We start from the raw sequence: 17,436 nt of genomic DNA, 5'->3' as shown, positions 1-17,436 counted from the left end.
CGACTCATCGCTCACCGCGCGAACGGCAGCCGAGCATGCGATCGGCTCTACAAATGCAGCGCGATCGCGGCCTCGATCTGTTGCGGCGACTGGAACCCGGCCAGGCGCGTGCGTTCATCACCATCACGGAACAGGGACAGCGTCGGCGTCTGCCGCAGCCCCAGCTCCCTGAAGAACGCCTCACCCAGCACCTCCAGCTGCACGCGCAACAACGTGGTGCCCTGCCCCGCGACGCTGTTGGCCACCCGGTGCAGCGACATCTCCAGCATCCGGCACCCCGGGCAGTGGTCCTTGTGGAAATCCACCAGCACCCGCGGGTGCTCGGCCAGCAGCTGCTGGAACTGCTCAGGCGTGGTGGCGTCGATGATCTGCATCGGTGTTGCTCCAGTAGTGGGCCAGGACCGTATCGGTCCAGGCGTCGATGGCTGCGGCGTGACGCCTGCCATGCGGCATCTGCTCGATCTCGAGCGGCGGATAGTCACTGCGGAAATAGCGGATCAGCCGGTGCACGGCGCCGCAGTAGTACTCCTGCCCCCACTGCGTTTCGCCGGTGCCGAACACCGCCAGCTGCCGTGGCCGCTCGCCGCGCTCGGCGATGCCGGCCACCCATGCCTTCATCTCCGCTGGCGTGCGGCCGGCGTTGTCGGTCCAGCAGCCCAGCAGCACCAGGTCGGCCTCGTCTGCAGCCAGCGGCGGCGCTTGGCGCAGGTCGTCGGCCTCCTGCCAGTGCACCGCGTGACCTGCGGCGCGGCAGCGCTCGGCGATCTGCCGGCCGAGCTCGCGGGTGTTGCCGCTCAACGAGGCGACCACCACCAGGATGCTCAGCGCGGCGCCAGGCTCAGAGGTCGTCGAAGCCGTTGTCGACGTTGGTCTTCTTGTAACTTGCATTGCGCATCTCGAAGAAGTCGGTCTTGGTTTCGGTGAAGTTATCGGCGTAAGCCTTGATCCACGGCATCACGTTGTCGGTGGTGTCGCTGTACAGGCGCTCGATGCCGAGCATGCCGGCCATCTTGTTGGCGCGGTACTTCACGTAGCGCACCATCTCGTCCACGTCGATGCCGTCGATACCATCCAGCACCTCCGACGACCACTGCGTCTCCAGCTCGATGGCATGCTCGAACGATTGGTGTACGTAGGCGGTAAGCTCGTTGGTCTGCAGCTCGGGGTTCTCGCCGATGATGGCGCGGATCAGCTCGCTGATGAATTTGGTATGCGCCAGCTCGTCGCGGTTGATGAAGCTGATGATCTTGCCGGTGCCGTTCATGCGGTTCTGCCGCACCATGTTGTAGAAGTACGCGAACCCGGAATAGAAATTGATGCCCTCCAGGATCGAGGACTGGATCAACGACTTGAGCAGGGTCTCGGCGGTCTTCTCGCGCATGAAATCGTCATACGCCCCCATGATCGGCGCATTGCGCTTGATGATGGTCGGGTGGGTGCGGGCGATCTCGAAGATGCGGTTCTGGTTCGGCAGGTCGGTGATCGAGGCCAGCACGTAGCTGTAGCTCTCGTTGTGGATCACTTCCTGCTGCCCGATGATCGCCGCATTGGCGTGCGCGGCCGGGTCGGTGATGTACTCCGCCACGTTGTAGATGAAGCGGGTCTGCGGTGAATCCAGCGTGGCGAGCAGGCCGATGATCGAGTCGTAGGCGTTCTTCTCGCGTGCGTTCAGCTCGCCGTACTGGCGGGCGTCCAGCTTCATGTCGACCTCGTCGGGAATCCAGAAGTTGGTGGACAGCTCCTTGTAGGCCCGATAGAACGACGGGTACGGGATGTCGTTCCAGTTGAGGATGCCGCTGGTCTGGCCGTTGATGATGCCGGTGCTGCGGTTGGGATGGCGAGGTTCGAGGATCTTGATGCGGTCGAGGGGAGTTGCCATGGTTTTCTGCCTTCGTTCTCTTTCTATCGTGTTGCCGGCCAGCGGCCGGCACTACCGAAGATCACGGGGTTGCCGGCCAGCGGCCGGCACTACCGAAGATCGCGGGGTTGCCGGCCAGCGGACGGCACTACCATTGATCAGCTGGAGCACCACTCGCATTCGCTGATGTCGATGTCGTTGGAGCGCACGTAGTAGGTGGTCTTCAGGCCCTCGCGCCAGGCGCTCAGGTGCAGCTCCAGCAACGTGCTGGCGCGGATGGTGCTGGGCACGTACAGGTTGAAGCTGATCGACTGGTCGACATGGCGCTGGCGGCGCGCGTTCTGGCGCACGCTGGCGAACTGGTCGACCTTGTAGGCCCCCTTCTCGTAGTACGGCCAGGTTTCCAGCGACAGGCCCGGCGCCGCCACCGGCCGCCGGAAGTCCTTCTTTTCCTCGTAGTAGAACGCGCTGTAGATCGGGTCGATCGAGGCCGTGGAGCCTGCAATCTGCGCGGTGCTCATGTTCGGCGCCACCGCCAGCAGCCAGCCGTTGCGCAGGCCGTGCGTGGCGACCTCGTGGGCCAGGCTGTCCCATGCGGCGCCACTGTAGTCGCGGTCACGGAAGTAACGCCCGTTGTGCCAGTCACTGCCCGCGAACATCGGGTAGCTGCCCTTCTCCTTCGCCAGCTGCGCGCTGGCCTGGATGGTCAGGAAGTTGATGCGTTCGTAGAGCCGGTCGGCCAACGCCTCGGCATCCGGTGATTCCCACTGGATTGCCTGCTGCGCCAGCAGGTGGTGCCAACCGAACGTGCCCAGGCCGATGGCGCGGTACTTGCGGTTGGTGATCGTGGCCTGCGGCACCGGCAACGCGTTGAGGTCGATCACGTTGTCGAGCATGCGCACCTGGATCGGGATCAGCCGCTCCAGCACATCGGTGGCCAGCAGGTCATCCGGCACACTGATCGCCCGGCCGAGATTGATCGAGGACAGGTTGCAGACCACGAAATCACCGGCACGGCGTGTGGTGACGATCTGGTCGCCGCTGACGATCTCCTGGATCATCCGCGTCGGGCTCATGTTCTGCAGGATCTCGGTGCACAGGTTGCTGGAATAGATCATGCCCGCGTGCTTGTTCGGGTTCCGGCGATTGACCTCGTCGCGGTAGAACAGGAACGGGTTGCCGGTTTCCAGCTGGCTGAGCATGATCCGCTTGAACAGATCGATGGCCTTCACCGTGCGGCGGCTGATGCGCTCGTCGGCCACCAGTTCGGCGTAGCGGTCGCGGAAGCTGCCCGCGCCGCGCTTCTCGTCGTAGAAGTCCTGCAGGTACCAGCCCTTGGCCTGCTTCACCTCGTGCGGGTCGAACAGGTACCAGTCGGCGCGGCGCTCCACCGCCTCCATGAACAGGTCGGGCACGCACACCGAGGTGAACACATCGTGCGCGCGCAGGCGCTGGTCGCCGTTGTTGAGGCGCAGGTCCATGAACGCTTCGATGTCGCGGTGCCAGATGTCCAGGTACACCGCCACCGCGCCCTTGCGCTGGCCAAGCTGGTCGACCGACACCGCGGTGTTGTTGAGCTGCTTGATCCACGGCACCACGCCGCCAGAGGAATTGGCCACGCCACGGATCGGTGCGCCACTGCTGCGCACATAGCCCAGGTAGGCGCCAACGCCGCCGCCATGCTTGGACACACGGGCGATATCGGTGTTGGAGTCATAGATGCCCTGCAGGCTGTCATCCACCGTGTCGATGAAGCAACTGGACAGTTGCCCACCCACCTTGCCGGCATTGGCCAACGTTGGTGTGGCGACCGTCATGTACAGGTTGGACAGCGCCCAATACGCCTCGCCGACCAGCTGCATGCGCCGCTCACGCGGTTTTTCTTCCTGCATGAGGTACAGCGCGATGGTCAGCCAACGCTCCTGCGGCAGTTCGTAGACCTCGCGGCTGCGATCGCTGGCCAGATAGCGCGTGGCCAGCAGGTACAGGCCGTTGTAGGCGAACAGTCGGTCGCGCTCCGGATCGATCATCTCGCCGGCCTGCTGCAGCTCTTCCTTCGAATAGCAGCGCAGGATGTCGTTGCTGTAAATCCCGCGGTCGGCCAGGCTTTCCTGCAGGCCCACATACGAGCCGTACTTCAGGCCGACGTCGTAGAAGCGGTTGCGGCTGGCGCGCTTGTACAGGCGGCGCAGGTAGATGCGCGCGGCAAACTGTTCCCACTCGGGTGCGACCAGGTCCACCCGCGACTCGGCCTCGCGGATCAGCAGATCGACCAGGTCATCGGCGCTGATGCTGGGCTTGCGCTCGACCATCGCCTGCACCACGCGGCGGTAGTCGCTCACGTCCAGCTGCGGGAACTCGGCATGCACGGCGTCGATGCTGCGCTGCAGGCGTTCGGCCTCGAACGGCAGGCGGCGGTTGCCGGCCTCCTTGGTGATCCAGGTCGGCAAGCGCTCGCCACCGGCGCGCAAGGCGTCGCCAGCGCCGGCCAGATCGGCCACGCGGAAGGTACTGTCGGTCATGGTGGTGAAACTCCAGGCTCGCGCGCGCGTTGGCGGTCGATGCCATGGCGGCCCTGAACGCGATACCGGCGCACGGGGCGAACGGGTGGATTGCCAGGGCACGGGAACGTAGGTCGTCGGCATCTGCCTGCGCCTGCGGCCGGTATCCGGGCCGTGGGGGCGACCTGCGTCCGCACGATGGCGGCCGCGTCGACACGGCAAGCCTCAGGGGCGGGCCGCGGGACGTTTGCTGCATGTCCGGCGGCGGCGGCTGACCGGGAGTGACGGCCACAACATAGTGGGGATATCCAAACCCGTCAACACAAGATGCGGTAATCAACACATGTCGCGACGATCAGTCGCAGGATGCCGTGTTGCACCTGCGGCGCCTTGTCGACAGCGCCTGCGTCCCCAGTTCGGTACAACATCAACTTTCCCCGGAACACCGCCCATGCGCGCTGCCCAGTACCCCTCCTTCGGCGATCCGGCCGACGTCCTTGCCATCGCCGACGCCGCCCTGCCCGAGCCCGGCCCCGGCGAGGTGCGCATCCGCACCGTGCTGGCCTCGATCCACAACCACGACCTGCTGACCGTGCGCGGCCTGTACGGCTACAAGCCGACCCTGCCGGCGATCGGTGGCAGTGAAGCACTGGGCGTGATCGATGCACTCGGCGATGGCGTCGACGGCCTGCAGGTCGGCCAGCGGGTGGCCGCTGCCTCGGTGCACGGCACCTGGGCCGAAGCGTTCATTGCGCCGGCACGCATGGTGATTCCGATGCCGGAGGCGATCCCGGACGAAATGGCCGCGCAGCTGATTGCCATGCCGCTGAGCGCGCTGATGCTGCTGGAGTTCCTGCACGTCGAGCCGGGCCAGTGGATCGTGCAGAACACCGCCAACGGCGCGGTGGGCAAGTCGCTGGCGATGCTGGCGCGGGCGCGTGGCGTGCATGTGGCCAACCTGGTGCGCAATGCCGATGCAGTCGCGCAGCTGCAGGCGCTGGGCATCGATCATGTATTCGACACCTCGCTGGACGGTTGGAAGGATCGCGTCCGTGAGGCGACCGGCGAAGCACAGGCCGCGGCCGCGGTGGATTCCATCGGCGGCGACGCCAGCGGTGACCTGGTCGACCTGCTCGGCCACCACGGCACGCTGGTGTCGTTCGGAGTGATGAGCGGCGAACCGATGCGCATTCCCGCCGGCGGCCTGATCTACAAGGAAGCCACGGTGAAGGGTTTCTGGGGCAGCAAGGTCAGCCAGGCGATGGCGGTGGAGGACAAGCGCCGGCTGGTCGGCGAACTGCTGAAGCGTGCGGGGAGCGGCGAACTGATCCTGCCGGTGGAGCAGATCTTCGCACTGGACGACATCGCCCAGGCAGCGAAGGCTGGCGCCGGTTCGGGCCGTAACGGCAAGGTGCTGCTGCGGCCTTGATGCCTCAGCGGATGGCGCTGTCCCGGTAATGGCGCTGTCCCGGTAGAGTCGACTGTCAGTCGACTCTCGCGCGTAGCGCGGGGGGATAAGGCTTCTTTCCACAGGGAAAGGGCTGTGACCCTGCAGGGTATGCGGACCAACGGTCCGCACCCACCAAAGATCGGTGCCGCACCCACCGAGTGGGTCTGCTCCAACGGAGGCACCGACTTTCGTTAAGAACCTGTGATGCATAACTGAATGCGCTTTCGTCATTGGAAGGCGCACGTGCCTGCGTGCGGTACTGACGGCTCCTCCCCCGTTCGGCGTTGTCGCTTCCATGTACCGCACCACCTTGAACCTGCTTGCCGGCGCGATCGCGCTGGGCCTCACCGCCGGCGCTGCCGGCGCCGCTGAAACCGCCGACACCGGCAAGGACAGCACCACCCTCGGCGCCGTGCTGGTGACCGGCTCCAACATCAAGCGCAGCGATACCGCCGGGCCGAACCCGGTGCAGATCGTCAGCCGCGAACAGATCGAGCAGACCGGCCGCTCCACCCTCACCGACGTGCTGCGCAACCTGTCGGCCAATGCCGGCAACAGCTTCGACGAACAGTACACCGGCAGCTTCGCCGCCGGCTCGGCCTCGATCGGCCTGCGTGGCCTGTCTCCGAAGAACACGCTGGTGCTGGTCAACGGCTACCGCGTCTCCAACTTCGGTTTCGCGCTCAACACCCAGGACACCTTCGTCGACCTCAACGCGCTGCCGATCAGCGCGGTCGAACGCATCGAAGTGCTGAAGGACGGCGCCTCGGCGGTGTACGGTTCCGATGCCATCGCCGGTGTCATCAACATCATCCTGCGTAAGAACTTCCAGGGCGTGGAAGTCGGCGGCGGCTTCGGTACCGCCACCCAGGGCGGTCTGGACGAGCGCAAGGCCAGCCTGCTGGCTGGCTTCGGTGACCTCGAACAGCAGGGCTGGAACGTGCTGTTCGGGCTGGACCTGCTCAAGCGTGATCGCCTCGACGCCGACCAGCGTGCCTACACCCGCAGCGGCGATTTCCGCGACAAACCCGGCGGCCGCCTGGCCGGTTGGTCCACCGCCGGTGGCAACTGGCTGTCCAACCCGCGCGCACCGCAACCGTTCGCCAACTGCCCGGATGGCAGCCAGCTGCGCCCGTACAGCGATTTCGGCAGCACCCTGCCCGGCCAGGCCTGCGCCTTCAACGCCCAGCCGTTCAAGACCCTGCAGCCCGGCGCCGAGCGCCTGCAGGCGTCGTTGAGCGCAACCTACCGCTTCAACGACAGCGTCGAAGCCTTCGCCGACGTACTGTACAGCCACAACAAGGCCGACCAGATCTTCAGCGCGCCGCTGACCGTCGGCCCCGGCCTGCGCGCGTACAACCCGGCCACCGGCACCCTGATCGACGTGCCGGCGGTGCTGCCGGTCGGCCACCCGAACAATCCGGGCAGCACGCCGCTGCCGTTCGAGTACACCTTCTTCGACCTCGGCCCGCGCCTGAAGGACAACACCCAGGTGTTCTACCGCGCCTTGGCCGGCGTGCGTGGCAGCGGCGAGCGATGGGACTGGGAAGTGGCGGCGCTGACCTCGCAGAGCGCGCAGCGCGAATACGTCGACAACTTCGTCAACCGCTACGCGTTCGAGCAGATCCTGCGCGATGGCAGCTACAACTTCCTCAACCCGTCCAGCACGCCGGGCGCGCTGGATGCACTGCGCCTGCAGACCAAGCGTCCGGGCTGGTACAAGCTGCATTCGTTGAACGTGAAGGCCTCGACCTCGCTGTGGGAGCTACCGGCCGGTGCGGTCGGCTTCGCCTGGGGTGCCGAGTTCCGCAAGGAATCACTGGACGCGCGCACCAGTGCGCAGGTGCTGTCGGGCACCGAACTGCGCCCGGCCATCAACGTGGTCAACGGCGAGCGCCAGGTCAGCGCCGCCTACGCCGAACTGAGCGTGCCGCTGCACCGCACGCTGGAGCTGCAGGTGGCCGGTCGTGGCGACCACTATGACGACTTCGGCAACGCGTTCTCGCCGAAGGTAGCGCTGCGCTGGCAGCCGCTGGACAGCCTGCTGCTGCGCGGTTCGTTCTCGCGCGGGTTCCGTGCACCGTCGCTGCCGGAGATCGCGCCGGGCCAGACCGTCAGCTACGGCTCGGTGATCGATCCGCTGGATCCGCTGCAGCCCGGTGGCAGCCGTGGCGTGACCAACATCCGCACCGGCAATCCGGACCTGAAGGCCGAACGCTCGCGCAACTTCAACGTCGGTGCAGTGTGGTCGCCGGATGGCGACACCAGCATCGGCCTGGACTGGTACCGCATCGAGCAGGACAACCTGGTCAAGCCGGACAGCGCGCAGTTCATCGTCGACAACCCGACGCTGTTCCCCGGACGCGTGCAGCGTGATGCACAGGGACGCATCCAGTTCATCACCAACCAGTATGCCAACCAGGGCGAACTGACCACCTCGGGGCTGGATCTGGAAGCCAACCGCACCTTCCGCACCGAAGGCTGGGGCAACTTCACCGTAGCCGGCAGCTGGACCCACCTGCTCAGCTTCAAGCAGCCGCTGGTGGCCGGCCAGGCACCGTATGAAGGGGCCGGCAACAACCGCCACGGCGCACTGCCGCGCACCCGCGGCACCACGTCGCTGAACTGGGCAGTGGGCGACTGGAGCAGCACGCTGAGCCTGCAGTACGTGAGCGGCTACGACCAGCGTGTGGCGACGGCCACCAGCAACCCGGGCCTGCGCGACCGCATCAAGCCGTATCACCAGCTGGACCTGTACGTGGCGTACGAAGGGATTCCCAACACCACGCTGTCGCTGTCGGTGCTGAACCTGACCGATAAGGACCCGCCGTTCGACCCGGCCGGTGGCTCCAATGGTTTCGACATCAGCCAGTACAACCTGCGCGGGCAGTTCATTTCGCTGGGGGCGCGCTACCGGTTCTGATGCGCCAACGGGGCGGCGGTGATGGGCCGCCCCGTTCGCGTTGCCGGCCAGCGGCCGGCACTACCATCGAATCCACCGACCGCCGGGGGAATGCCCGGCGGTCGTGTATTACCGGCTCAGGTGCAGGAACTGCAGGTGCCGTTCGTACTGGCTGATGATGTCGTTGATGATCTGCTTGCGGCTGTAGCCCACCAGGTCGTAGTCCTGGCTGCCTTCGAACAGATGCACTTCAGCGCGGTAGTAGCGCTGGTTGCGCAGCTGCTGGGCGGCGAACGACGGGGTCAGGTAGCCGCTCAGGATCACCCGGTACAGGAAGTCCTGCTGCTCGCCGTGGTTCACCGTCAGCTCCATGTCGCCGGCCTCGAACCGGGTGGATACATCCCAACCCTGCCCGCGCAGCTGTTCGGCCACCGCTTCCATCGCCGGCTTCACCGTATCGTCCATGAAGCGGTAGACCTGGTCGCGCACCGGGAAGTGCATGGCCTGGCTCAGGCGCTGGCGCCAGCCCTGATGATGGCGATCGTCGCCGATCAGCGGTGAAGGGCGGTACTGCAGCGCGCGCTTGCGGTGCGACTCGTCACTGAAGGCGCGGGTCAGCCCCCACGTCATCAGCAGCAGGATCGCCGAGAACGGCAGCGAGGCCAGCACCACCGCCGATTTCAGCGCATCGATGCTCCCAGCCAGCAGCAGCCCGGCGGTCAGCACTGCGATCACCGTGCCCCAGAACACGCGAAGCCAACGCGGACCATCATCCTCCGGCGCACCGCCGTGCGAGGACAGCGTGGACAACACCACCGCGCCCGAATCAGCTGATGTCACGAAGAAGATGAAGCTGACCAGCACCGTCACCGCGATCACCGTGCGGCTCCACGGGTAGCCATCCAACAACGCGTAGAGCACCGTCGGAGGATCATCCACCGCCAGCTGTGCCAACTGCTGCTGGCCGTGGTGCAGCACCTGGTCCAGCGCGCTGTTGCCGAAGATCGACAGCCAGGCCAGGGTGAAGCCCAGCGGGATCAGCAGCACGCCGAACACGAATTCGCGGATGGTGCGGCCCCGTGAGATGCGTGCGATGAACAAGCCCACGAACGGTGCCCAGCCGATCCACCATGCCCAGTAGAACACCGTCCAGCCGCCCAGCCATTCCGGTCGGCCGCCATAGGCGTACACATCAAAACTCTTGCCGACCACGCTGCCCAGGTAGTCGCCCAGGTTCTGCATCAGCGTGCTGAGCAGGTACTGGGTGGGGCCCGCGCACAGCATGAACAGCACCAGCGCAATCGCCAGCAGCATGTTGATGTTGGCCATCCAGCGCACGCCCTTCTCCACGCCGGAGACGGCCACGGCCACCGCCGCGCCCATCATGCTGACCACCAGGATGATCTGCACCAGGTTGGAATGCGGGATGTTGAACAGGTGCGCCAGGCCGGCATTCAGGTGCAGCACCCCGAAACCCATGTCGGCACCGATGCCGAACACGGTGGCGACGATGCCCAGCGCGTCCACGGTGTAGCCGATCGGGCCATTGATGCGCTTGCCGATCAGCGGGTACAGCGCCGAGCGCAGCGCCAGTGGCAGGTTGTGGCGGTAGGCGAAGTAGGCCATCGCCATCGCCGCCAGCGCGAACACACCCCAGCCGTGCAGGCCCCAGTGCAGGAACAGCAGCTGCATGGCCTGGCGCGCGCCGGCCTCGCCCGCGGCCGGATCGCCCTGCGGCGGCTGCAGGTAGTGGGTCAGCGGTTCGGAAACGCAGAAGAAGAACAGGGTGATGCTGATGCCGGCAGCGAACAGCATGCCGGCCCAGGAAAGGTAGCTGAACTCCGGCTCGTCATGGTCGGCGCCGAGCTTGATGCCACCGTACTTGGACAGCGCCACGCCGACCACGAACACCAGGTAGAGGGTCATCGCCAGCAGGTAATACCAGCCGACATTGAGTGCGGCCCAGTCCTGTGCCTTCAGCAGAAGGCGGCCCGCACCAAGCGGGAACAGGCTGACGAACAGCGCGAACGCCACGACAACGATCGCCGCGAAGGCGAACACAGGCCGAAGGGTGCGCACCGGGGATTGTTGCGGCTCCAGTACATCCATGGGGCGGCGTTCTCCGGTAGATCAAAGGGTTAGCCGACCAATTCTGGCTGAACCGCAGTGGACAGAGCATGAAGTTGCGGCCTGTGGTCACAGGCCCGGCCCGCCATTCCGTGTTATCACGCGCGCGCCGAAGCATATCTGCGAGCGCAGCCGCGCGCGGACCGCGTGCATCGCGGCCACGCGCGTCCTGTCCAATCACGACATCACATGCACCGCACACAGCTTGTTGCCATCCGGGTCACGCAGATAGGCCAGGAACACCTGCCTACCGGACATGTTGCGGACGCCGGGGGGATCTTCGATGGCGGTACCACCGTGAGCCACGCCAGCTTCCTGCCAGGCACGCACGGCCTCTGCACTGCCCAGACTGAAACCGATTGTGCCACCGTTGGCATGGCACGCTGGCTGCCCATCGATCGGCGCGGTTACACCGAACATCCGCCCATCCTTGAAGTACAGCAGCCGTCCCTTCTCGTCGAATACGCCCGCACGTGCCCCCATCGCGGCGAACAGGGCGTCGTAGAAGCGACGCGCGGCCTCCATGTCGTTCGTTCCTACGGTGATGTGGCTGAACATGCGGGCACTCCATGTGGAAAACCGCAGTGTCGATGAGCAGGGGCGACTTCGCAAATCGCTGCACAATCGCCGCCCAGCTCGCGACAAGGCGTGCTGCTACTTGGCGGTGCTGAGCAGCAGTACCGCCGCCGTGACCAGGGCGATGCCAACCCAGCCGATCGGCCGCAGGCGGTTGCCGAACAAAAGGCGGCCGCAGCTGGCGGTGCCGATCACGCCGATCGCTCCCCACATCGCATAGGCCATGGCCAGATCCATGTAGCGTACGGCCTGGCCCAGCAGGGCGAAGGCGATCCAGACCATGACGATCGCGCCGACACCCCAGCGCCAGCGGCGGAAGCCTTCCGACTTGGCCACCATCATGTTGGCGGCGACGTCGATCAGCGCCGAGCAGATCACGAAAAACAGGGCCAGGGTATTCATCAGAGCGCCTCCCCGAGGGTGACGCAGACGATGCCGGCCACGGCCAGCATCAGGCCGGCCAGCTGCTGCAGCGACAGGCTCTCGCCGAACACAGTGAGGCCGACCACGGTCAGCAGGGTCAGGCCAAGGCCTTCCCACACCGCGTAGGCCACGCCCACAGCAATGCGGCGCACCGACTGCGCCAGGAAGAAGTAGGACAGCGCCAGCGCACCGGCCATGATCAGATAACCGGTCCAGCCGCCATCGCGGGCGGCGTGCGCCATGAACGAGGTGCCGACCACTTCGGCGACGATCGCCACGGTCAGGCAGGCCCAGGCGACCAGCGCGCCACGGGCGGGAACAGTACGAGACATGCGAAGCTCCTTGCAGGGCGGGGACCGCCGCCTCTTCAGTGGGTCCACGGCATGCGTGGAGGGTCCGGAACCCCGCAGACAGGGGCGACGGCGGCCAGTATCATCGCCTTTTACGGTGGTATCAAAATGGATCCCATCGACAGGAGCGATGGATCAATGCCCTATTCCCCCGAATCCCTGCAGGCCTTCGTGGAAGCCGCCGCGCTGGGCTCGTTCTCGGCGGCGGCGCGCCGCCTGCGCAAGACCCAGTCAACGGTCAGTACCGCCATTGCCCATCTGGAGGCCGACCTGGGCGTGACCCTGTTCGATCGCAGCGGGCGCTACCCGCAGCTGACCGAGGCCGGGCGCCAGGTGCTCGGCCATGCCCAGGAAATCCTCGTCGCCGATGCCCGCCTGCAGCAGTTGAGTGTGCGCCTGGCCGCGCCGGTCGAAGCGCGGCTGACCGTGGTGTTCTCCGACGTGTACCAGCTCGATCCGGAGCAGCGCGTGCTGCAGCGCTTTGCCGAAGCATTCCCGGAGATCGAACTGGAATGGCTGGATGCCGAAGGCGATGACGTGCTGGAGCTGGTCGGCAGCGGCCGCGCCGCGCTGGGCCTGCTGCCGCAACAGGAAAGCTATCCGGATGGCCTGATGGCCCGGCCGTTGGCCCATCACAGCGAACTGTCGGTGTACGTAGCACGCGACCATGCCCTGGCCGACGCCGGCCGTCGCGCAGCTTCCCAGCTGGCACGGTACCGGCAGGTGCGATTGAGCGCGGAGGTCGACCATGCGCGGGCGGTTACCGGGCTGGCGTGGACCGCCACCGACTACCTGATGGTGATGGAGATGGCCGAGGATGGCATCGGCTGGGCCGAGCTGCCCCGCGCATTGGTGCAGCGCTACGACCGCGGGCAACTGGTGGAACTGACCCTGCCCGGGTGGCCGCGGCGCATCCACAGCGACCTGCTGTGGCGCCGCGACACGCCGCCGGGGCCAGCGGCGCTGTGGTGGGCCGACGCGTTGGGGTGAGGTAGCGCCGGCCGCTGGCCGGCAATCCTGTTGTCGCGTGGTTGCCGGCCAGCGGCCGGCACTACCGGTCAACGATGGGCGAGCGCGTAATCCAGCGCCGCGCACACCGCCGCCACCTGTGCGTCGTTGCACTGCTGCGGGGTCGCCCGCGGGCTGTCCGGGTAGACCTCGGTGGTGGTGGTGTACTTGGCGCCGGTAATGCCGGCGCACAGGCCCAGCTTCACCAGCGGGTACTCGATCACGCCATGGGCCACCACCGGCGAACCGATGATCTCGCCCTTGTCGTCGGCCGGCGCGATGTGGGTGACCTTCTCCACCGCGGCGATCACCGCCTGCTGGAAGGCCGGTTGTGGGTTCTCGCTGTCGTCCACCAGGTAGAACCCATCGGGAATCAGGCCCGGCTCGAACGGCTTGCCGTCACGCGCCGCCAGCGCCGGGCGGAACTCGCTCTCGTCGCTGTCGGTGGTTTCGTGCAGGTCGATGTGCAGCACGAACTGGCCCTTGTACGGCGCGATCAGTTCGATGACGGCGGTCGATTCGCGGGCCGGGCCGTCGGCGCGGAAGTTGCGGTTCGGGTCGATCGCATCGAAGTTCCAGCGGTTGATGCGCTCGAAGCCCCACGGATTCACGCACGGCGTCACCAGCAGGTTGGCCTTGCCGGCATAGTCGGCGGCGTGCTTTTCGAGGAACTCCAGCGCGCCCATCACGCCGCTGGTCTCATAGCCGTGCACGCCACCGGTGACCAGGGCAGCCGGCAGCGCCGGGTTCCAGTCGCGGCTGCGCAGGGCGAACAAGGTGTAGGTCTCGCCCGCGTAGTCGAGCTGGCCGTAGGCCACCTTGTCAAAGCGCGAAGCCAACGCCTCGATGCGCGGCAGCACCTCTTCGTCATAGCGACGCAGGCGCTGCTGGCGGCCACGCCACGCCTCCCGCTCCGCCGCTCCCCACGGCTGGCCAGGGGTTCCGACGGGGTAGAAAGCAGCTTGGGACATGGCGGATCTCAGCGGGTCAGGAAGCAATCGCCCACTCTACCACCGGGGCATCGGCATGAACCGGAGGCGCATTCCAATAGCGAATGGAATCAGCAATAATTCTCATTTACGACCTTCCACAACCCGCACCGATGCCCATCCACGCCCTGCAACCGGCCCGCCTGCCCCTGGCTACCGCCCTCGCCCTGTGCCTGCTCCCGGCCACCCGTGCCTTCGCCCAGGACGGCGCCACCACGCTGGACAGCATCCAGGTTTCCGGCAGCTGGCTGGGCACCGGCCTGCATGACAGCGTGAAGAGCTTCGCCGGCGCGCGCACGGTGGTCGACCGCCAGCGCATCGAGGCCAGCGGCGCGGCCAGCATCGGCGATGCCATGCGCCGCATCCCCGGCGTGCAGGTCACCGACAACTCCGGCACGGCCGGCAGCTCGGTCTCGCTGAACATCGGCGTGCGCGGCCTGACCGGGCGCTACTCGCCGCGCTCGACCGTACTGCTGGACGGCGTGCCGCTGGCGGTGGCGCCGTATGGCCAGCCACAGCTGTCGTTCGCACCGACCAGCCTGTCCAACATCGAATCGATCGACGTGGTGCGCGGCGGCGGCGCGGTGCGCTACGGCCCACAGAACGTGGGCGGCATCATCAACTTCAGCACCCGCGCCATTCCGACCGGCGCGGGCCTGCACGGCGAAGCGGGTGTGCGCTACACCGCCTACGACCATGGCGGCGGTGACAGCACCCAGTACAACGCCTTCCTCGGCGGCACCGGCGGCAACGGTCTGGGCGCGGCGCTGCTCTACTCGGGCCAGGACGGGCGCGGCTGGCGCCAGGGCAGCGATGACCGCTTCAACGACCTCGCGCTGAAGTTCGCCTATGCCATCGACGAACAGCAGGAACTGCGCGCCAAACTGTCCTACTACGATGTGCGTTCGCTGACCCCGGGCGGCCTGACCCGCGCCCAGTACCAGGCCGATCCGTTCCAGAACACCCGCCCCACCGATTTCTGGAAGGGCCACCGCACCGGCATCGACCTGGGCTACACCAATACGCTGTCGGCCAACAGCGAGTTCGAGGTGCTGGCCTATTACAACGAAAGCAGCCGCGCCAGCTCGCTGATCAACGCCGCCAACACCCAGCTGACCGTGCAGCCGCGTGACTACCGCGTGCTCGGCATCGAGCCGCGCTATACCCAGCGCCTGCACTGGGGCGCCAGCGTGCACGACATCACCGCCGGCTACCGCTTCCTGCGCGAACATGGCAACGACCGCAGCTACACCGTCACCCGCCGCACCGGCGTAGCCAGCGCCACCAACCGCTTCGACAATGCCACCGACGCCCACGCGTTCTACATCGACGACCGCATTGCGATCGGCCAGTGGCGGATCACCCCGGGCGTGCGCATGGAATGGATCGACATGGACCGCCGCCAGGCCGGTGGCACGGCGACCTTCAGCAGCCGCAACGACAAGGCCCTGCCCTCGCTCAACATCGCCTACCTGCTGACCCCGCAGCTGACCGTGTTCGGCAACTACACCACCTCGTTCGGGCCGGTGCAGAACATCCAGCTGAATTCGCAGACCGCCAGCAATCCGCTGAACCCGGAAGTTGCAAGGACCACCGAACTCGGTGCGCGCTGGCAGGACGGTGCACTGCGCGCGGAAGTAACCGTGTTCAAGATGCGCTTCGACAACCAGATCCTGCAGGTGCCGGGGATCACTCCGCCGACTTTCCAGAACATCGGCGCCACCGATCACAAGGGCGTGGAGAGCGCACTGGAATACCGCTTCGCCGAGGACAGCGCGCTGGCCGGGCTGGAGCTGTACGCCAACTACACCTGGACCAAGGCGATCCAGCAGTCCGGCGACAACCGTGGCCTGGACGTGCCCTTCTACGCGCGCGACACCGACAGCGTCGGCGCCCGCTACGCACTGGCCGGCTGGACCTTCAATGTCTCCAGCACCCACCAGAGCGGCCAGTTCTCCGATGCCGCCAACACCTGGGAAGAAACCGCCGATGCGCGCGTGGGTCGCGTGCCGGGCGTGCGCCTGTGGAACGCGCAGGTGGCCTGGCAGGTGCCGGGCCTGGGTGACAGCGAGATTGCGCTGGGCGTGAACAACCTGGCCGACAAGCGCTGGTACACCCGCAACGTCGATGGCAACGCCGGCCGCATGGTGGCTGCGCCACGCACCTTCTACGTGCAGGGCCGCTACCGCTTCTGACGCGGTAACCGCCCGATGCAGTGACGGCGGCGACCACGGTGGCGGCGTATCATGCCGCCACCATGTCACTGCCTGTTTCGCCATCGCGCCTGCATTCGGCCTTCCAGGGCCTGCGCCTGCGGCTGCGCGGCAGCGACCTGTGGTTCATCGCGCTTGCCCTGCTGGTCGGCCTGATCGCCGGCTACCTGACCCTGCTGCAGTCCGGTCTTGCACGTTGGTTGCAAGGCTCCCTGTACGGGCTGGATGAAGGGATGCGCCTGAGCTCCCTGCCCTCGCTGACTTGGACCGCATTGCTGGTGCTGCCGCTGGGTGGCCTGCTGGTCGGCCTGGTCAGCCTGGCCGCGACCCGGCTCAAGCGGCCCCTGCTCGATGCGGTCGAAGCCAATGCCCTGCATGGCGGGCGCATGTCGATGCGCGACAACCTGATCGTGCTGACCCAGACCCTGCTGTCCAATGGCTGCGGTGCATCTGTGGGGCTGGAGGCGTCGTACACGCAGATGGGCGCCGGCAGCGGTTCGCAGCTTGGCCGGGTGATGCGCCTGCGCCGCAACGATGTACGCATCCTGGTCGGCGCCGGCGCTGCCGGTGCCATTGCTGCCGCCTTCGGTGCGCCGCTGGCCGGTGCGTTCTATGCCTTCGAGATCGTCATCGGCGCCTACACGCCGGCCGCACTGGCGCCGGTGGCCGTGGCCGCACTGGCCGGTGCGTTCGTGGCCGATCAGGCCGGCATCGAGGCTTACCTGCTGCCCGCCGCTTCGACCATAGACGTACGCGCCGCCGACTACGCCATTTACGGCCTGCTGGGCTGCTGCTGCGCGATGGTCGGCATTGTCATCATGCGCCTGATCGCGTCCATTGAAGGGAGGGTCAAGCGCAGCCCGTTGCCGCTGTGGGGCCGCCCGGTGGTGGGTGGCCTGCTGCTGATCCCGCTGGCCCTGGCCAGTCCGCAGGTGCTGTCGTCCGGCCATGGCGCGCTGCACCTGGACCTGACTACCCACCTGCCGTTGATCTGGATCGGCGGCCTGTTGACCCTGAAGTGCCTGGCCTCGGGCATCTC

At 66.6% G+C, this 17,436-nt stretch carries 14 protein-coding genes; 5 read left to right on the top strand and 9 right to left on the bottom strand.

Annotated features, from left to right (window positions below):
• Window positions 1-47: 47 nt before the first annotated feature.
• From BN1263_RS15425 to BN1263_RS15410, 4 genes are all read right to left on the bottom strand, one after another.
• Window positions 48-374: a thioredoxin family protein gene (locus tag BN1263_RS15425; RefSeq protein WP_058982346.1), complete on the bottom strand. Its 327-nt coding sequence runs from the start codon at window positions 372-374 to the stop codon at window positions 48-50.
• Window positions 346-813: a flavodoxin gene (locus BN1263_RS15420; protein WP_080398842.1), complete on the bottom strand. Its 468-nt coding sequence runs from the start codon at window positions 811-813 to the stop codon at window positions 346-348. The genes BN1263_RS15425 and BN1263_RS15420 overlap by 29 nt, the downstream gene beginning before the upstream one ends.
• Before the next feature lie 25 nt (window positions 814-838).
• Complete coding sequence (locus tag BN1263_RS15415) at window positions 839-1,879, bottom strand: ribonucleotide-diphosphate reductase subunit beta (RefSeq protein WP_005413719.1); 1,041 nt, start codon at window positions 1,877-1,879, stop codon at window positions 839-841.
• Window positions 1,880-2,016: 137 nt separating this feature from the next.
• Window positions 2,017-4,380, bottom strand: coding sequence for a ribonucleoside-diphosphate reductase subunit alpha (locus tag BN1263_RS15410; protein WP_058982343.1), 2,364 nt, complete (start codon window positions 4,378-4,380; stop codon window positions 2,017-2,019).
• A gap of 430 nt (window positions 4,381-4,810) precedes the next feature.
• On the opposite strand from BN1263_RS15410, the gene BN1263_RS15405 reads away from it, so the two are divergent.
• Together BN1263_RS15405 and BN1263_RS15400 are read left to right on the top strand one after the other, a co-directional pair.
• Window positions 4,811-5,788: a zinc-binding dehydrogenase gene (locus BN1263_RS15405; RefSeq protein WP_058982342.1), complete on the top strand. Its 978-nt coding sequence runs from the start codon at window positions 4,811-4,813 to the stop codon at window positions 5,786-5,788.
• Between the two features lie 316 nt (window positions 5,789-6,104).
• Window positions 6,105-8,732 (top strand): TonB-dependent receptor, encoded by a 2,628-nt coding sequence (locus tag BN1263_RS15400; RefSeq protein ID WP_058982341.1) that lies wholly within the window; start codon window positions 6,105-6,107, stop codon window positions 8,730-8,732.
• 108 nt (window positions 8,733-8,840) lie between these two features.
• On the opposite strand, the gene BN1263_RS15395 is transcribed toward BN1263_RS15400, so the two are convergent.
• The 4 genes from BN1263_RS15395 to BN1263_RS15380 form a co-directional block, all read right to left on the bottom strand.
• On the bottom strand, window positions 8,841-10,820 hold the full coding sequence (locus BN1263_RS15395) for a choline BCCT transporter BetT (RefSeq protein WP_058982340.1): 1,980 nt from the start codon (window positions 10,818-10,820) through the stop codon (window positions 8,841-8,843).
• Between the two features lie 195 nt (window positions 10,821-11,015).
• Window positions 11,016-11,396 (bottom strand): VOC family protein, encoded by a 381-nt coding sequence (locus tag BN1263_RS15390; RefSeq protein WP_058982339.1) that lies wholly within the window; start codon window positions 11,394-11,396, stop codon window positions 11,016-11,018.
• 96 nt (window positions 11,397-11,492) lie between these two features.
• Entirely contained in the window at window positions 11,493-11,816 is a 324-nt protein-coding gene (locus tag BN1263_RS15385; protein ID WP_058982338.1) for a DMT family transporter, read from the bottom strand.
• Complete coding sequence (locus BN1263_RS15380) at window positions 11,816-12,169, bottom strand: SMR family transporter (RefSeq protein ID WP_058982336.1); 354 nt, start codon at window positions 12,167-12,169, stop codon at window positions 11,816-11,818. The genes BN1263_RS15385 and BN1263_RS15380 overlap by 1 nt, the downstream gene beginning before the upstream one ends.
• Before the next feature lie 156 nt (window positions 12,170-12,325).
• On the opposite strand from BN1263_RS15380, the gene BN1263_RS15375 reads away from it, so the two are divergent.
• Window positions 12,326-13,177 (top strand): LysR family transcriptional regulator, encoded by an 852-nt coding sequence (locus tag BN1263_RS15375; RefSeq protein WP_058982334.1) that lies wholly within the window; start codon window positions 12,326-12,328, stop codon window positions 13,175-13,177.
• Window positions 13,178-13,245: 68 nt separating this feature from the next.
• Here BN1263_RS15375 and BN1263_RS15370 read toward each other — a convergent pair whose 3' ends face one another.
• A complete protein-coding gene (locus BN1263_RS15370) occupies window positions 13,246-14,166 on the bottom strand; it encodes a M14 family metallopeptidase (RefSeq protein ID WP_058982332.1) in 921 nt (306 codons plus the stop codon).
• A gap of 131 nt (window positions 14,167-14,297) precedes the next feature.
• Between BN1263_RS15370 and BN1263_RS15365 the strand changes: the two genes are divergently transcribed.
• Entirely contained in the window at window positions 14,298-16,379 is a 2,082-nt protein-coding gene (locus BN1263_RS15365; protein ID WP_058982330.1) for a TonB-dependent receptor family protein, read from the top strand.
• 62 nt (window positions 16,380-16,441) lie between these two features.
• The coding region (locus tag BN1263_RS15360; RefSeq protein ID WP_260832973.1) for a chloride channel protein at window positions 16,442-17,436 on the top strand (995 nt) is incomplete at its 3' end.

Source organism: Stenotrophomonas thermophila (assembly GCF_001499715.1).
Taxonomy (GTDB): Bacteria; Pseudomonadota; Gammaproteobacteria; order Xanthomonadales; family Xanthomonadaceae; genus Stenotrophomonas; species Stenotrophomonas hibiscicola.
This window is presented reverse-complemented; position numbering and strand designations above follow the sequence as displayed.

Excerpts from the sequence above, each read along its gene's own strand:
- BN1263_RS15415 (WP_005413719.1), bottom strand. The coding sequence starts at position 1,879 with ATGGCAACTCCCCTCGACCGCATCAAGATCCTCGAACCTCGCCATCCC.
- BN1263_RS15370 (WP_058982332.1), bottom strand. The coding sequence starts at position 14,166 with ATGTCCCAAGCTGCTTTCTACCCCGTCGGAACCCCTGGCCAGCCGTGG.
- BN1263_RS15425 (WP_058982346.1), bottom strand. The coding sequence starts at position 374 with ATGCAGATCATCGACGCCACCACGCCTGAGCAGTTCCAGCAGCTGCTG.
- BN1263_RS15400 (WP_058982341.1), top strand. The coding sequence starts at position 6,105 with ATGTACCGCACCACCTTGAACCTGCTTGCCGGCGCGATCGCGCTGGGC.
- BN1263_RS15395 (WP_058982340.1), bottom strand. The coding sequence starts at position 10,820 with ATGGATGTACTGGAGCCGCAACAATCCCCGGTGCGCACCCTTCGGCCT.
- BN1263_RS15390 (WP_058982339.1), bottom strand. The coding sequence starts at position 11,396 with ATGTTCAGCCACATCACCGTAGGAACGAACGACATGGAGGCCGCGCGT.
- BN1263_RS15380 (WP_058982336.1), bottom strand. The coding sequence starts at position 12,169 with ATGTCTCGTACTGTTCCCGCCCGTGGCGCGCTGGTCGCCTGGGCCTGC.
- BN1263_RS15410 (WP_058982343.1), bottom strand. The coding sequence starts at position 4,380 with ATGACCGACAGTACCTTCCGCGTGGCCGATCTGGCCGGCGCTGGCGAC.
- BN1263_RS15375 (WP_058982334.1), top strand. The coding sequence starts at position 12,326 with ATGCCCTATTCCCCCGAATCCCTGCAGGCCTTCGTGGAAGCCGCCGCG.
- BN1263_RS15365 (WP_058982330.1), top strand. The coding sequence starts at position 14,298 with ATGCCCATCCACGCCCTGCAACCGGCCCGCCTGCCCCTGGCTACCGCC.
- BN1263_RS15405 (WP_058982342.1), top strand. The coding sequence starts at position 4,811 with ATGCGCGCTGCCCAGTACCCCTCCTTCGGCGATCCGGCCGACGTCCTT.
- BN1263_RS15385 (WP_058982338.1), bottom strand. The coding sequence starts at position 11,816 with ATGAATACCCTGGCCCTGTTTTTCGTGATCTGCTCGGCGCTGATCGAC.